Below are 15,091 nucleotides of genomic sequence, written 5' to 3'. Positions count from 1 at the left end.
AATCTAAATAGGTCGTATAAATTACAAGGGACAAGGCGATTTGTCTCTTGTACATTCTATAAGCTAAAGGTTGTTGCGCGTGAACAAACCAAACATTTTCAAACGAGAAATCAATTATGTTCTGCTTCTTCTTCCTGCCTTATTTATTGTACCTTTTTCATATAACCGACGCTAAAGAGATTGAGAATCACCAAGGATTGTGCAAGTAATTCAACAAAAGAAAAGTTCAAGTGGTATCTCTACTTGAACTTTAAATGGTTATATTGAGGTGAATCTGGCGTTAAATCAATTCTTTCTCACTATCAACACACAGCTTTACCGCATATATGCTTATATATAGTTTAATTCTTCCTGTGTTATTCGTAACTCTACTTTCCGCTGTACCAAACAATATACGCTAAACGCATTTTACCAATAAAGCGAACGAACAAAATGCTTATTTTCGGATCGAGGCATTATATCGGTGAGTGTATACTAACCATGTTATGCTTGCTGTTAATAATGCCGACGAAATCAGAGCTGTAAGAATACTATATGTTTGCCAAATAAGTATCGTTGGCCAATCTAATACACAGCACATTATACATAGGGCAATCGTAGCAATCAGCAAAATAGCTGTTACGATTATTCGCTTTTTTGTCATTGGCTGCCGCTCATTCGTTTTCCTTCTATGTAATCCTAAGAGAAAGAACAGAACGGCCAATAAGCAAAGAATAATTGTGGTAGACGATAAAATGATGTCCAAAAGCTGTATGCCGCTTATTTCATATGACTGCGTTAGATTGCCGTCTAATATATCTTTAACTTTTAGTACCATGCTTCTATTGATATTTGCGCCGTTGGTCAGCAAGCAGACGGCTGTTCGTTCATTTGGCAGTATGATCACTTCGGTTCCAAAATTGGGATTGCCCCCTGGGTGCTCTATAATCGTTTGGTTGGCGTTTACCGACCAGCCCGCCGCATAATACATTTCGTTTACAGCCGGAACAGACATATCCCCCTGATGTGACTTTTCGATAACCGTATGGAATATTTCGGGTATGTCCTGCACAATACCCATCTGTATGCCCATCCAACGCGCCATATCTTTTGTACAAGAAATGATGTAGCCTGCGGGTTTATTCCCGGAATAATCCGGCGCGTTATATGGAGTTGTCATAAAAAAGGAGGAACGGTAGCCCTGTGCCATCTGTCCGGTGGCTTGAGCATCTTCTTTATAAACATACGTCTGGTGAAGACCTAACGGCTGAAATACCTGTTCCCTCATAAAGTCTTCATATCTTTGTCCTGACACAATCTCAATAACCAAACCCAATACGTCATAATTAACGGTCCCATAGCTATACTGTTCACCGGGAGGGAACGCCAACTCAGCATCTACCAGCATTTCCACAGTCTTTTGCAGCAAATCTGGTGTATTGCCTTGTGGAATATTTTGAGAATGCCTACCATTTGTTAGACCGCTAGTATGGTGAAGAAAGTTATTGAGTGTAAGGCTTTGCATATCAACAGGTTCCCCTTGATACTTTAACGTAAACCAAGGTAAATATTTTTGGACAGTGTCAGTCATTGACAGTAGCCCTTGTTCCTCCAACAGCAGAATACCCATGCCGGTAAAGGCTTTACTGACCGAGGCCAACTCATATAGTGTATTTTCACTTGCAGACACCCCACTTTCACGGTCTGCATACCCGGAAGAAAAGTAGAACACTTCATCATCAGCAAGTATAGAGATTGACATTCCCGGCACACCTGATATACGACTGGCATCATCCAGCAACGCTTGTATTGCCCCAGATTGCGTATCTGACAACGACGCATAACTTTGTGTTGCGAATCCTGATAATAATATAAGTATCGTTAATACAAAAACAATAGACTTTTTCATAAACTCTCCATTTCGAAAAAATTATGCGAGGATAATATAAACAACCCGCAGTACGCCTTATCTGCCTAATTCGTCGTTCCATTATACTTAATGCTAGACGTTCAATGATTAGTTTACTATTGTAAACTTCACAGACCCATGTATATATTTCTTGTTTCGCAAAAAAGGCCCCTCTGTCCCATCTTCCATATCCTTTATAGTATTTTATTAGGTATAGGGGGCTAAGCCCTATTTATGATACGTTTTCCCGCGTTTGAACTTCAACTATCCTGCCCGTTTGCTGAATAAAGGCAGCCGATCACATTGACTGACCGGCTGCCTTATCGTGTTTATTGAGCTATCGTTACCCGTCAGATCAATAAGAAAGAAAAACAGTATCCTCCTAATGTGACAAGAAAAAGCTTTACTTTGATCGTTGATACAAGGATCAGAAGGTTCAGAAGTTCAACGAATTAACAAGCACAAGTAACGTCTTTTAAATTTCTTATAGCTATAGCATTCAGTCGAAGCGCTTCTACGATTGAATCTCTTACTGCTAATAATTCAAATCTTTCACGACTACCCATAGGTAATCTGCAAAGCAATGCTTCAATTCTTTTAAGACTTTCCTTCAGAACCACTCTTTGCTTACGCAAAGCATTCAAAGCTCTTTGAATTCTTCTCTTCTCTGCTGCAGTCATATACTACCACCTCTTTTCGATTGTGATAGTATAAGAGATGCGACAGAGCTTCTATCTGCTTGTACAATCCGGAAGGTAAATAATTGATTTCACTGCTTTTTGCTAGCTTCCATGATAGGAACGGACCAGTCTACATTGGTATACAACCGGTTGACTATTGTGCGTATTAATTGAAGCTGATCAGGAATTTGTGTAAGGCCTTCAGCACGGAATTGGAAATATTTCTTTTGATTATTTGACTGAGACTCGATAAATTCAATATAACCATCTTTCCATCCTACCCCTTTAGTAGTAAGAGCTCCTTGTTCAGTGAGTTTGTACTCCTTGCCATCAAGTGTCTTAAATATCCATTCACTATTTATAAACTCATTTCTCAATCTTCCTCTAAAATGTAATACACCTTCCTTCGCTGATACATTGTTATCGGGAGATGACTCCACTGTAAAATCATTTAACATCAGTTCATCCCCGTCAAATGCAAAGGGAATCGGCTGTTCTTTCAACTTGGCAGGCTCAAATTGCACACTAGAACCATCCTTCTCTGGGATAAAGTATCCATCCAATACGAAAGTATAAGGCGTATCCTGCGGTAAATATTTAAATGTATAGCTCCAGTGCATAAGTCCCTTTGTTTCCCCTGGTACATTAGAGTTGGACATAACGCTATCCCTATTAGGAAACTTTCTAGCATTAACACTGTGAATCTCTTCTCCTGTTGTATCCTCAAAGTGGAATTTCAAGCCCTGTTGCTTCCATAGTTCGCCGGGAGAACGAGTCAACGCTTCTTCACTCAATTGAGTATCGAACTCAAAACGGACACCTTGTACCATATGAGTTAATCTTTTCAAGGTCAATGTCAAACCATCCGGAGAAGTGTAGCTACCTGATAGTGGCATAGAGGACGTTTGTTTATTGGCTTCTGTCATATCCATTGAAAAATTGAAGTTCCAATCTCCTTTAAGAAGAGGGATGTTATTTCGTACATTTCCCAATTCAGTAATATGACCATCGACCGTAATTCGATCGGTTTGCAAAGGTTCAGAAAAATTAACAATCAAATAGTAAAAGTCATTGGTAAATCCAATATCAGATAACTTCCCTAAAATCTTCCCTTGATCATCTTTAATCGCAATACTGTTTCCTTCATTTAGGACTAACCTCTTTTTTTCATGCTTCCCATCAGGTCCGAACAACTGTAGAGCAACAATTACCCGCGTAGGATCTGCCACTGCTTCATCTATTTTGACCGTATAGCCTTTATCCTTCACCTTAATATTAGGATGTTCTACCAACCCAAATTCTTGTGCTCGTAAAAGGCCAATGTCCACATTATCTTTTACAAAAAGAGAACGTAACGTATCTGCCAGTGTGGGTACAGAATATAAAATCGCGGCACTTAGTACAACCAGTAATAATGCCGCACCCGTGGTTAATCTCAGTAACCTCTTAAGCTTCGGGTTCTTTCGCTTCCTGTCAGGAACCTTTACTTTCTCTAGTTCAACAAATTCTATTGAAGCCATAACTTGAGACGTGAAGGAATCTGGTAACTTCTCCTCAAACAAAGCTTGCGACCACTCCCCTTGTTCTTCCAAAAGCGTATGATAGATTAAATTGCAATGCGCACAAGCAGCAACGTGGTCAGTGACCTCCAAAGACCGTAAGGTGGGTGTATTTAGGATGTATTGCTCGATCTCAAATGGACTTAAGCACTTCATCGCTCTTCACCTCCTGGTGTGTCATGATTTGCTTCAATCGCTGTTTTGCACGATAAAGATCATTTTGGATCTTACTTAAAGGAACCTCTAAGAGCGTACACATTTCTTCATAGCTTAAATCATTGGTGTAACGAAGCAGCAAAGTCGTACGATAATTAGGCGGTAGCTTCTGCATTAACTGATGCAGCTCTGTGCGATGCTCCGATCGAATGAATTCTTCTTCTGGATTATCTGAAAGAGATAGTTCAGCAAGATCGTCTGGTAAGCTCGCTATAGGACGAGTTTTTTTCCACAAATCCTTCAGTAAATTAGTCGCGATCGTATACAGCCAAGCCGCAAAGTTTTTATCCAGATCATGTGAGGCTAGCTTACGATAAGCTTTTATAAAAGTTTCCTGAGTGATGTCTTGCGCGTCTTGATGATCGGCCCCCATTCCTCTCAAAAGGCCATAAATTTTATTCTTATATCGATTCACAAGGTACGAATAGTCTTCCTTTTGCCCATCCAGAACGTTTAGGATCCATTGCCTTTCTTCCTCTTTTCCAACTTTTGGTACATGTCCTTTCACCTTAAAGCCTCCTTGAAGCACGATACTGTATAGACGATTCCTATCAGAAAAACTCTCACTTTTATCCAAAAAAAGTAGATCTTCAATTATATTGAAGACCTACCCTGTTATTTAACCATATCGTTTAAGTACTAACTATACGAATTGATCACCGCAGTACCTGTAAATTTTTCTGGTTTCATCTCCTATGTTAAGCACACGATCAACCCACCCCTGGTAAAACTGTTCTTCATGAGAAACAAGAATCACAGATCCTCCAAATTGGATTAAAGCTTTCTGTAAAGCTTCTTTTGTTTCAGCATCTAAGTGATTGGTCGGCTCATCCATAATTAGAAAGTTATATTCTGAAAGCAGTAATAGGCACAACTTAACTTTAGATTGCTCCCCGCCGCTGAGTGTACGTATTGACTGTATTACAAGGTTATCTTTAACAACACACTGTGCTAGATAGCGACGTATCTCCTTTACAGTCAGTTTGGGATCATAAGCTGAAATCACCTGAATAGGGGTCATGTTATCGTCTTCCCAAGTTAAATCTTGTTCAAAATAACCCACTTTAATTTGTTCTGCGAACTGAAACCTACCGCTAACCCCTTGGATCTCTCCAACCAACGTCTTTAGCAATGTTGATTTCCCGATTCCGTTGAACCCGGTAATCACCAGCTTTTGACCACCGCGAATGGAGAACTTCAATTTAGGCAACAAAGGCTTATCGTAACCTACGACTAAGTGATCCACTTTAAGCGCCACTTGTGACATGCATGGAAGCTCCTTAAAGCGAATAGACGCTTTGGAGACAAATGTCGGAGCAGCGATTCGTTCCATCCTATCCAGCTGTTTCTGGCGGCCACGGGCAATTTTGGAATTAACACCTGCACCGTTTTTTCGAATGAATTGCTCAGTGGTTTCTATTTTTTTCTGCTGTGCATGATATTGCCGGATATGACTCTCTCGTAAATGTTCCTTCTGCTTCACAAAATCTGAGTATTTCCCGTGGTATTTTTTAATCGTTTCACCCTCAATGTCGCAAATACTAGTGGATATTTTATCGAGAAAGGCATAGTTATGAGATACCACAATGAACGCTTGATTGAATGCAATCAGATACTCAGCGAGCCAGTTAACATGTTCCTTATCCAGATAATTGGTTGGTTCATCGAGCAATAGCACATCAGGTTGTTGAAGTAAAAGCTTGGCCAGTATAACTTTCGTCCGTTGCCCCCCACTTAATTGCTCGATGGGACGGTCAATTCCAATTGCGTTAATCCCAAGACCCGTAACCAGCTTACTGATGTTGCTCTCCATCGAATAATAGTCTAGCGCTTCTAAGCGTTCCTGGTAGTCTGCTGCCTTTTGTAATAACGTTTCGTCGCCAGTTACAGCGCATGTTTCATAAAGCTCATTCATTTTTCGTTCTAGCTCGTATAATTCTGAGAAAGCCTGTCTTAAATAATTATGAACCGTACGGTTTCCGTCCATGACAGCGTATTGATCGAGATGACCGATTGTAATATTGGGCTGCCACTTTATCATTCCATCATCCGGGATCACTTCGCCCGTCAAAATGCTAATTAACGTACTCTTCCCCGTTCCGTTCTGCCCAACAACGCCTACATGCTCACCCTTGTACAGTTCCATAGAAACATTCTTGTATAGAACCTTATCTCCAAAGGCATGTGATAAATTAGAAACCTCAAGTAAACTCATTTTCTATTCCTCTTTTCTGGAATTAATTAAGAACGCAAAAAAGCAGAAGACACTGCACCTTTAGGTGCAAGCCTTCTGCTTGTCAGTACACGATTGAACGGCACAAACATACAAATGTCAGTGTAGAAATTGAGCACTATAACACAAAAGGCTGTAGACGAAAATTGTCTACAGCCTCTTAATCATTAACACCGAAAGATAGCATAACCAAATAAGCATGAAATTTCACACTAAATTGGACCACTATCCTTCGATGATATAAAAGCATTACGCTTTTGATTAAGCTCCGGACAACGTTTCATCGTTTGTATCCGTTTGTTCGGAGCAGCCTCTTGTACATAACTTTTCAGTTTCTACATGAATCATGTTAAACCATCCCTTCGTTTGGTAACAGTTTAAAACGCATGCCGTTACTTGTCAACTTAGCGCGGGAAATCATACATGATTTTGGTCTCTAACAGTTGAATAACTTCTTTTGCTTTATCTATCGCTTCTTCTAGAGAATAAATTAAACGATCCGTTACTGTGACAATATCTTCGAACTCTCCAGGCGTATCTAATATTTCTTTGATGCTTTGTTCCTTTGAGTGTTCAGCTGTATTTATTAGTCGAAGAATAGCATTCATTGAATAGTGCGCTGCTCGCAATGTACGAATAATCTTCATTCTGTTTAATTCTCGTTCAGTATAAATGCGATAACCATTCGGTAGTCTAGGAACCGTTAATAAACCATTTCTTTCCCAGTTGCGTAGGATCTCAGGCGATAAATTCAATAACTGAGTGACTTCACTCCGAGTATAGGTTTGATTAGACGATGATTCCTTGCCACTGAGCCATTGTTCAACCAATTGAATCGCTTCTAAAGCTAATTGATATTCTTGTTTAAGATGAGCCAAATAGACATGAGCAAGTTTAAAAGCCAGCTTGAAATCGCTTGTACCACTGGCTTCTGCAATTGCACGTGCTTTTGCTCGACTATGACCTTGAATAATCTCACAATGAAAAGCTGTTCTTGCTACTTGAAGCTGAAATAAATGGAGCTCTGAAAATACTCGATATCCATTCTCTGCACGAGGAACTGGAGAAATATACTTCCACTCTTCATAAATGCGAACGGTATTCGGATGTACGTTAACAAGATTCGCGATTTCTTTGGTGCTATACATCTGTATCCCACCTTCACTTCCATTTAAAGAATTTGATAGCGCCGCCTATACCAATCAATATACATAAACCAAGAATTATAATGCTAATGAATAAGTGCTGAATAGGTTCTCCAATTGAAACTTGTTTTAGTAAATGAATGCCATGTGAAAGTGGTAAAATATCCATTACCCATTGAAAAAATCGTGGCATAATCTCATACGGAATCGTCGCACCCGAAAATAGAAGCATTGTGAAGTAGGCAACTGAGCTCCATAAATTTGCAGACTTTTGATCAGGAACGACACTGCCGATAAGAATCCCAATACTGTACATCGCACACACTACAAATGCATATGTGAGGAGAAAGACTGTCCATGAACCGCCCATTTTATAATCAAATAATAAAGTATATACAACAGTTACGCCAATAAACGAAACAAGTGCTGAAGATAACTGGATAACGACTTGTGCAAATAATATGTGTAAAGGGGACACGGGTGTTACTTGGAATCTTTTTAAAATCCTCCGGTGGCGATAGTCAGCAATAGTAAGGGGTACACCCATCACTCCTGTTGCAAGTACCCCTATACAAATGACAGCAGGGTAGGAGATTTCAAACATGGATGTTCCGCTGGCTGGCACTTCTTTACTCATGACATATCCAAAAAGAGTCGCCAATATGATCGGGAGTATGATCCCGAATATAAGTATATCCATGCCTTTCCAAACAAGCTTACCCTCTATTTTTAGTAGTGTCCAAAATAATTTCATTCCCATTCCTCCTCACCTGAAAAATATAAATAAGCATCCTCTAACGTTGCTTGTCCACTAAGCTTTATAATTTCTTGAACAGAACCAGACGTGACTGTTTTCCCATCTCTTAAAATGATTAAATGATCGCAGAGAGCTTCTACTTCGTCCATATAATGAGAGGTGAGTACAATCGATAGTCCTTTTTCTTTCATAGTTAAAAGCTGTTTCCACAGCATTTTACGCGCCTTAGTATCAAGACCCGTTGTTAATTCATCTAAAAAGACGAGCTGAGGATTGGGCAAGAGGGCCAACAAAACGGCTAACCGCTGCTTTTCACCACCAGAAAGTGATTTCACAACCTGCTTTTTCTTTTCATGTAATCCAAAGGTATGGAGTAAGGGATCGATAGCTTGTGGTTTTTTGTACAAAGCACGCCATTGAATACAAGCTTCTTCTAGGGTTAGGCGATCTTGAAAATTCGTATCTTGAAATTGCACACCAACTTTTTGAAACACTTCCTTTCGTTCTGTGATCGGTGATTTCCCAAGTAATTCAAGCTCTTGGAATTCACTTTTTTCGATGCCTAGAATTGCAGCAATACTCGAAGACTTCCCAGCACCATTTGCACCTGATAAACCAATTACTTCTCCTTCACCTAAATGAAAGCTTAAATCCTGGACAGCCAATTTATCTCCGTATCGTACAGAGAGATCTTTTACGGATAAAACCATATTCCCACCTCATTTCAGATATTAGGTTTACACTATATCAAATGAAGTAAAGGCTGGTGTTATAATGGAGAGTTTGTTTTTTGAAACAAAAAAAGAGGAGGTCAGCTCGTATTACGAACTAACCATCCTCTGTCAGGTACTTATATAATTCAAAAATCCAACAAATTTATTTTCTTTTTTTAAAATCACTTATCCTCGTCCCTTGTGGAACTGAAATGAACTGGCTCTTCGATACACCAACAAGCTGTGAAGTATAAATACTACTATGTCCAGAGAATAAATAACTCACTACACAAGCTATGAACATGTATACAGCTCCCTCTGACCCGAACAGCTCAATCCCCATTAAAAAGCAAGCGATAGGCGTACTAGTAGCTCCACAGAAGACAGCAATGAATCCGAGAGCAGCCAGAAACGGTCCATATACATGTAAAAATCCAGCCAAAGCATTGCCTAATGTGGCTCCAATCGCAAATAGCGGAGTTACTTCACCACCTTGAAATCCTGTTCCTAAGGTAAAAGCGGTAAAGATCAGCTTCCATAAAAAAGCAAACGGTGAGACATCTCCCTCAAAAGAATCCTTGATTAATGGAATTCCAAGGCCTAAGTAATCACGGGACCCTATAAGGAAAACTAAGGCAATGATAATCAAACCACCCAGTGCACCTTTTATCATTGGATTGCTTATCATGGCGGTAAAGGTTCTTTTTAGAAAATGAGTCAGTTCACTGAAAAGCATACTCACGAGACCAAAAATCACAGAGGCCAATACCACTTTTAGAATAATCAATAAATTTAAGGCTGGAAATTCATTCACTACATAGTGAGTATGATGAACGCCCCACAATCGAGTGGTGACCAGATCACCAACAAAGCTAGCCACAAAACATGGAAGTAATGCCTGTTGGCTAATAAGTCCAATGGTTACTACCTCTAGACCAAATAAGGTTCCAGCCAGCGGTGTTCCGAAAATAGAACCAAAGCCTCCGCTAATCCCGCACATTAACAGTATTTTACGATCCAACGGGCTGATTTTGATTAATTTTCCAAACCACTCCGCGAGGCTTCCTCCCATTTGTACAGCTGTTCCCTCACGTCCGGCAGATCCACCAAACAAGTGAGTGACCAGTGTTCCTAACAATACTAAGGGTGCCATGCGTAAAGGAATGGTCTCTGTCCCATCCTGAATTTGTTCTATAATAAGGTTATTTCCTTTAGCGCTGTTTTTTCCGTAACGCATATATAAGAAACTAACAAATACTCCCCCAAGAGGCAGCAAATAAAGTAGCCACGGATGCTCTAAACGTACATCTGTTACATAGTCTAAGCTTTTCAGAAAGAAAGCCGAGGCAGTTCCTGATAAGAGTCCAACCACACTTCCGAGTACAATCCATTTGATAAATGTACTCCAAAGTGCAAAATGACTCCTTTTCTTCACGAATTCATGCCATGGTGCAGACCATTGATTCATAACAGCAACTCCTAAAGTCAGTATAAATGAGTCTCTACAACAAAACAGACTCCTACCAGTGAAGCACACTCTGGTAGGAGTCATTAGTCTGAAGAGACGGTTGTGGCGAACTCCATCGCCTTGTTATATGTTATTCTTAGTCCTCAGAATCTACGTTATGATACACTTGTTGAACATCTTCTAAATCTTCTAAGGCATCAATCAATTTCTCGAATTGAGCTTGTGCATCTTCAGGAAGTGTTACATAGTTCTGTGGTAGCATGTTAAGCTCAGCAACAGTAAACTCAGTGATTCCTGCATTTCTGAATACTTCTTGTACAGCATGGAACTGATCAGGTTCAGCATACACGATAACCGCTTCATCTTCTTCTAGAACATCACGTACATCAAGTTCTGCATCGAACATCATCTCAATCACTTCATCGGCAGTTTTACCTTCTACACCGATAACAGCCGTTGAATCAAACATGTAGGCTACAGATCCGCTGACACCCATATTCCCGCCATTCTTACTGAATGTAGAACGGATCAAAGGCGCTGTACGGTTAACGTTATTCGTAAGTGCATCGACGATGATCATCGAACCGTTAGGTCCAAATCCTTCGTAACGAAGCTCCTCATAGTTCTCATCACCGCTGCCTTTGGCTTTATCCATCGCGCGGTCAATAATGGCTTTTGGTACATTGTAAGTTTTTGCACGTTCTAAAACAACCTTTAAGGCCCGGTTTGCTTCTGGATCGGGTTCACCTTTCTTGGCTGCTACATAAATCTCAACACCAAACTTTGCATAGACGCGACTTGTGTTGGCGTCTTTGGAGGCTTTCTTTTCCTTAATATTATTCCACTTACGACCCATATTGTTCCCGCTCTCTTTCAACATGAATTAAAAACAATTGTTACTTATTATACCCTTGATTAATAGCTCTAGTAAAGTGCGCTGGTAGGTTAATCCTCTAAGCTGACACAATACACGCATAAAAAAGGCCCCTAGATCAAACAGGAGCCTTCTAAAAACTTATTTTATTTATAACCAAACCTCTTGGGCTGTTTCAATTACGAGACGTATTTTATCCCACTGTTCTTCTTCGGTTAGGATATTTCCTTCCTCGGTGGAAGCAAACCCACATTGAGGACTTATGCAAAGCTTCTCAATATCTACATATTGTGCCGCTTCTTCAATACGTGCTTTGAGCTGCTCTTTGCTCTCAAGACCACCATGTTTCGTAGTTACTAGTCCCAATACCACAAATTGATCTTTAATAAAACGCAAGGGTTCAAAATCGCCCGCCCGCTCATTATCATACTCCAAGAAGAAAGCATCCACTTTAGTATTCGAAAAAAGCTCTTCGGCCACAGGCTCATAACCACCAGCTGCGAACCATGTGGAGCGGAAATTACCTCGGCATACATGAAGCGCGATCGTCATATCATCTGGACAACTGGCAATGCTCTCGTTAATCAGCCTAACGTAATCCTTAGCCAATTGATCTGGATCTGTACCTCTACTTCGTAAATGGGCCCTATGTCTGCCACTACACAGCGTTCCCCAAGTTGTATCGTCTAACTGGAGGTAACGGCAGCCAGCATCATAGAACGCTTGGATTGCAGTTCGGTAAACAGCAATAATATCTTGGAATAGGGTTTCTTGATCCGGGTAAACTTCATTCCCGTTAAAATCCTCCACAAAGTGAAATAAAGCGGGTGAAGGGATCGTCATTTTCGGAATTCGGTCTCCCGCCATTTGTTTCAAAGCGATAAATTGGTCGATCATTGGATGATCTTCAAAGGCAATCCGGTCCACGATTCGAAAAGATTCCGCGCGCTGAGCGGCTTCCGCTCTTCCTTGATTTAAGTTAATCTTCTCAGTTCCTTTAATCCCTATAAAGAAATCGAGATGCCACCAGGAACGGCGAAATTCCCCGTCTGTGACCGCCAATAAACCCACTTCTTTTTGCAGTTCCAGTAGTTTGGCGATTTCAATATTCTCTATTTCATGAAGCAGACTGCCCGTGATTTCACCATTGTCATATTGGAGGCGGGCCGTTTTAATCTCATCCGTTCGTAAGAAGCTGCCAACGATATCGTATCGAAAGGGTGGAGCATTTCTCTGGGTGCCAATTACGGGTCTAATCATACCGATCCTCCTACTGCTATAGTAAAAAATGATTTAGATCAAAATAACTTCCAGAAACCAGGTCATTCAAAATCTCGATATACTTAGATGCCATTACACTCGGTCTGCGATCTTTATGCGCTATCCAGCCAACCGTAAATACTTCATTGCTCTCAAAAGGAATCGTCTTCAGTCCATCACCATTTAGATCGGATGCCAGAATTCCTGTGCCTACCGTATAGCAATCCGTACCCATTAATAAATTGGTCAGTGTCGCCCGGTCATTCACCTTAATATTCTTCTCAATTTGTGAAAAGCTTAACATTTCCTCTGAGAAGTGCAGTGAATTGTTCTCACCCTGTTCAAAAGTGATATAAGGGAACGGCACAATATCATCCTGAGTAATAACTTCCTTACGAGCCAGCGGATGTCCAGTTCGAACATAAAGATGCGGATCGGTATTAAAAAGTGGTGTGAATTTCAGATTGCCATCACTAAACAGTTTATTCATATGCTTATAGTTACTCTCGTTAATATAAAGAATTCCTAAATCACTGCGCAAGGTACGTACATCTTCGATAATCTCGTAGGTTTGCGTCTCTCTCAAGCTAAAGTTGTATTCTGAGACGTCATTGTGCTTCATGAGATTTACAAAGGCGTCAACCACAAAGGCGTAGTGCTGCGTAGAGATGGAAAAATAGATCGGACTACGCTTTTTCCCCGTATAACGATTCTCCATAAGCTCCGTCTGTTCAATAATTTGGCGGGCATAACCCAAGAATTCCATTCCCTCAACGGAAATACTGATTCCACGGTTAGTCCGCTCAAAAATCGTTATCCCCAGTTCACTTTCTAACTCTTTAATGGCATTGGACAGGCTCGGTTGAGAAACAAAGAGCTTCTTTGCCGCCTCATTCATGGAGCCACTATTTGCAATTTCGATAGCGTAGCGGAGTTGTTGCAACGTCACTCCTATTCCCCCTGTTCCAGACCTGTTAGTTCTGTATTCTGTTCTTGCTAGGTGATATCGTAGCATATTTTCATATGGCAATCCAAGATAATCCTTATCTTATTTACGTATTAAGAGTGCTTTAGCGTGTACGCTTCTTAGCAGCATCAATTTTGGAGGGGTCAAGTCCCTTCCAAATATTCGGCATATCGACTTGCTCAGGGTGCTCAAATACAAGAAAAGCCGTAGGTAAATATCGTTCCCCATATTGAGAAGATGGCTTGTTCATAATCTCGTTGTCTTTTACCAGAACGGTAGAAGAACCTCCATCCAAGTTTGCTGCAATCACAGCCCCATGCTTAAGAAGGATTTGTTGCACATCGTATAGATTTGCCCCAATACTATAAGTAGGTTGTCTTCCATCAATAACAACAAATATAATCGCTCCGTCAGCACGCTGACCCATCGCTGTTCGAGGAGCAATACCCCAGCCTTCTGCCGCGTTCTTAATTAATCCTTTTCCATTGACGATCAGACGAGGGCTAAAAGTAACCGCCTCCTGAACACCCATATTGTTAATCTCATCTAAAGTATAATTTCCAGCAACCATCTTCCCTTGTTTATCTAGACCTACGATTTGCGTGGATTTCTTGCCACCGAGACCGTTGTAATATAACTTACCTTGTGAAATCACAATACCGATAGGTTTAAAGCCGTTACCTTTCCAGTTGGGGTCAGCGAATCCACCACCGTTAACTCCAGCGATAGCACCTGTGCGCTTCACCATACTAGTTACTTTCTCACCTGACCCTACTTTATCCGGAATTCCCAAACGGACTTTAGTAGGATCATTAACGATCATGACATATCCTGAATATCCAGTACCTGAGACATTTTCTATCTCGACCAGTGGTTTCTCTTTTACTTCAGGTTCAGGAGTAATGGTATGTGTATCCTTTTCGACCCCCATCTCTTCAAATTGGGCGCTATATTCAGTCACTCTGTTCTTTAATCCGTCCTCACCAATAATATATTTAGCCATGTAGCGGTGCTGTGTTGTAATCAGTGTATCAGCGATTGAATAGCGCAGATTTTTAGCCGAAGGTGCAAAGTAAAACCAACCGCCTCCAGCAATCAACAAAATTAAGCAGAATAAAAACACTTTGGATAGTGTTCGGAAGAAGCTCCGTTTCTTACGTTTTTTTGTTGGCTTCTTTTTGCGTACGGTGGAACGTTGAGGTAATGATGAAGTGCTCACTTCTTTTTCCTCCCTGACTATTTCGGAATTTGAAAATAAATGTCTAACTTTATCATAGACGATAATTTCCATGAAAAGTTTCTGTTAAGGGAATTACTAGTTATACGTAAGT

At 40.6% G+C, this 15,091-nt stretch carries 13 protein-coding genes and 1 riboswitch; all 13 genes read right to left on the bottom strand.

Annotated elements, in window-relative coordinates:
* Positions 1-436 precede the first annotated feature (436 nt).
* On the bottom strand, positions 437-1,888 hold the full coding sequence (locus CA600_RS09085; protein ID WP_094869891.1) for a serine hydrolase domain-containing protein: 1,452 nt from the start codon (positions 1,886-1,888) through the stop codon (positions 437-439).
* A 452-nt stretch (positions 1,889-2,340) separates the two neighbouring features.
* Positions 2,341-2,568 carry a hypothetical protein gene (locus tag CA600_RS09080; RefSeq protein ID WP_094869890.1) on the bottom strand — a complete coding sequence of 76 codons (228 nt, stop codon included), beginning with the start codon at positions 2,566-2,568 and terminating at the stop codon, positions 2,341-2,343.
* Between the two features lie 89 nt (positions 2,569-2,657).
* Complete coding sequence (locus CA600_RS09075) at positions 2,658-4,283, bottom strand: DUF4179 domain-containing protein (protein WP_094869889.1); 1,626 nt, start codon at positions 4,281-4,283, stop codon at positions 2,658-2,660.
* Positions 4,261-4,851, bottom strand: coding sequence for an RNA polymerase sigma factor (locus tag CA600_RS09070; RefSeq protein ID WP_179281576.1), 591 nt, complete (start codon positions 4,849-4,851; stop codon positions 4,261-4,263). Before CA600_RS09070 ends, CA600_RS09075 begins: the two co-directional genes overlap by 23 nt.
* 135 nt (positions 4,852-4,986) lie before the next feature.
* Positions 4,987-6,558 (bottom strand): ABC-F family ATP-binding cassette domain-containing protein, encoded by a 1,572-nt coding sequence (locus tag CA600_RS09065; RefSeq protein ID WP_094869887.1) that lies wholly within the window; start codon positions 6,556-6,558, stop codon positions 4,987-4,989.
* A gap of 422 nt (positions 6,559-6,980) precedes the next feature.
* Entirely contained in the window at positions 6,981-7,724 is a 744-nt protein-coding gene (locus CA600_RS09060; protein ID WP_094869886.1) for a MerR family transcriptional regulator, read from the bottom strand.
* 13 nt (positions 7,725-7,737) lie between these two features.
* Positions 7,738-8,475, bottom strand: a complete 738-nt coding sequence (locus tag CA600_RS09055; RefSeq protein WP_094869885.1) for an ABC transporter permease — start codon at positions 8,473-8,475, stop codon at positions 7,738-7,740.
* A complete protein-coding gene (locus CA600_RS09050; protein WP_094869884.1) occupies positions 8,472-9,188 on the bottom strand; it encodes an ABC transporter ATP-binding protein in 717 nt (238 codons plus the stop codon). The genes CA600_RS09055 and CA600_RS09050 overlap by 4 nt, the downstream gene beginning before the upstream one ends.
* 166 nt (positions 9,189-9,354) lie before the next feature.
* A complete protein-coding gene (locus CA600_RS09045; RefSeq protein ID WP_094869883.1) occupies positions 9,355-10,659 on the bottom strand; it encodes a voltage-gated chloride channel family protein in 1,305 nt (434 codons plus the stop codon).
* Between the two features lie 67 nt (positions 10,660-10,726).
* Positions 10,727-10,788, bottom strand: a riboswitch (Fluoride riboswitch).
* Between the two features lie 7 nt (positions 10,789-10,795).
* On the bottom strand, positions 10,796-11,515 hold the full coding sequence (locus CA600_RS09040) for a YebC/PmpR family DNA-binding transcriptional regulator (RefSeq protein WP_042187963.1): 720 nt from the start codon (positions 11,513-11,515) through the stop codon (positions 10,796-10,798).
* A 168-nt stretch (positions 11,516-11,683) separates the two neighbouring features.
* Positions 11,684-12,793 (bottom strand): 5-methyltetrahydropteroyltriglutamate--homocysteine S-methyltransferase, encoded by a 1,110-nt coding sequence (locus CA600_RS09035; RefSeq protein WP_094869882.1) that lies wholly within the window; start codon positions 12,791-12,793, stop codon positions 11,684-11,686.
* Between the two features lie 16 nt (positions 12,794-12,809).
* On the bottom strand, positions 12,810-13,742 hold the full coding sequence (locus CA600_RS09030; protein ID WP_076204126.1) for a LysR family transcriptional regulator: 933 nt from the start codon (positions 13,740-13,742) through the stop codon (positions 12,810-12,812).
* A 121-nt stretch (positions 13,743-13,863) separates the two neighbouring features.
* Positions 13,864-14,979 carry a phosphodiester glycosidase family protein gene (locus tag CA600_RS09025; protein ID WP_256989793.1) on the bottom strand — a complete coding sequence of 372 codons (1,116 nt, stop codon included), beginning with the start codon at positions 14,977-14,979 and terminating at the stop codon, positions 13,864-13,866.
* Positions 14,980-15,091: the final 112 nt, after the last annotated feature.

Source organism: Paenibacillus sp. VTT E-133280, assembly GCF_002264385.1.
In the GTDB taxonomy this organism is placed as follows: domain Bacteria; phylum Bacillota; class Bacilli; order Paenibacillales; family Paenibacillaceae; genus Paenibacillus_AQ; species Paenibacillus_AQ nitricinens.
The sequence above is the reverse complement of the archived record's forward strand: the minus strand, read 5'-3'. Positions and strand labels throughout refer to the sequence as shown.

What these genes read in the sequence shown, in the direction of transcription:
- CA600_RS09085 (WP_094869891.1), bottom strand. Translation starts at nt 1,888, where the DNA reads ATGAAAAAGTCTATTGTTTTTGTATTAACGATACTTATATTATTATCA.
- CA600_RS09080 (WP_094869890.1), bottom strand. Translation starts at nt 2,568, where the DNA reads ATGACTGCAGCAGAGAAGAGAAGAATTCAAAGAGCTTTGAATGCTTTG.
- CA600_RS09075 (WP_094869889.1), bottom strand. Translation starts at nt 4,283, where the DNA reads ATGAAGTGCTTAAGTCCATTTGAGATCGAGCAATACATCCTAAATACA.
- CA600_RS09065 (WP_094869887.1), bottom strand. Translation starts at nt 6,558, where the DNA reads ATGAGTTTACTTGAGGTTTCTAATTTATCACATGCCTTTGGAGATAAG.
- CA600_RS09060 (WP_094869886.1), bottom strand. Translation starts at nt 7,724, where the DNA reads ATGTATAGCACCAAAGAAATCGCGAATCTTGTTAACGTACATCCGAAT.
- CA600_RS09055 (WP_094869885.1), bottom strand. Translation starts at nt 8,475, where the DNA reads ATGAAATTATTTTGGACACTACTAAAAATAGAGGGTAAGCTTGTTTGG.
- CA600_RS09050 (WP_094869884.1), bottom strand. Translation starts at nt 9,188, where the DNA reads ATGGTTTTATCCGTAAAAGATCTCTCTGTACGATACGGAGATAAATTG.
- CA600_RS09045 (WP_094869883.1), bottom strand. Translation starts at nt 10,659, where the DNA reads ATGAATCAATGGTCTGCACCATGGCATGAATTCGTGAAGAAAAGGAGT.
- CA600_RS09040 (WP_042187963.1), bottom strand. Translation starts at nt 11,515, where the DNA reads ATGGGTCGTAAGTGGAATAATATTAAGGAAAAGAAAGCCTCCAAAGAC.
- CA600_RS09035 (WP_094869882.1), bottom strand. Translation starts at nt 12,793, where the DNA reads ATGATTAGACCCGTAATTGGCACCCAGAGAAATGCTCCACCCTTTCGA.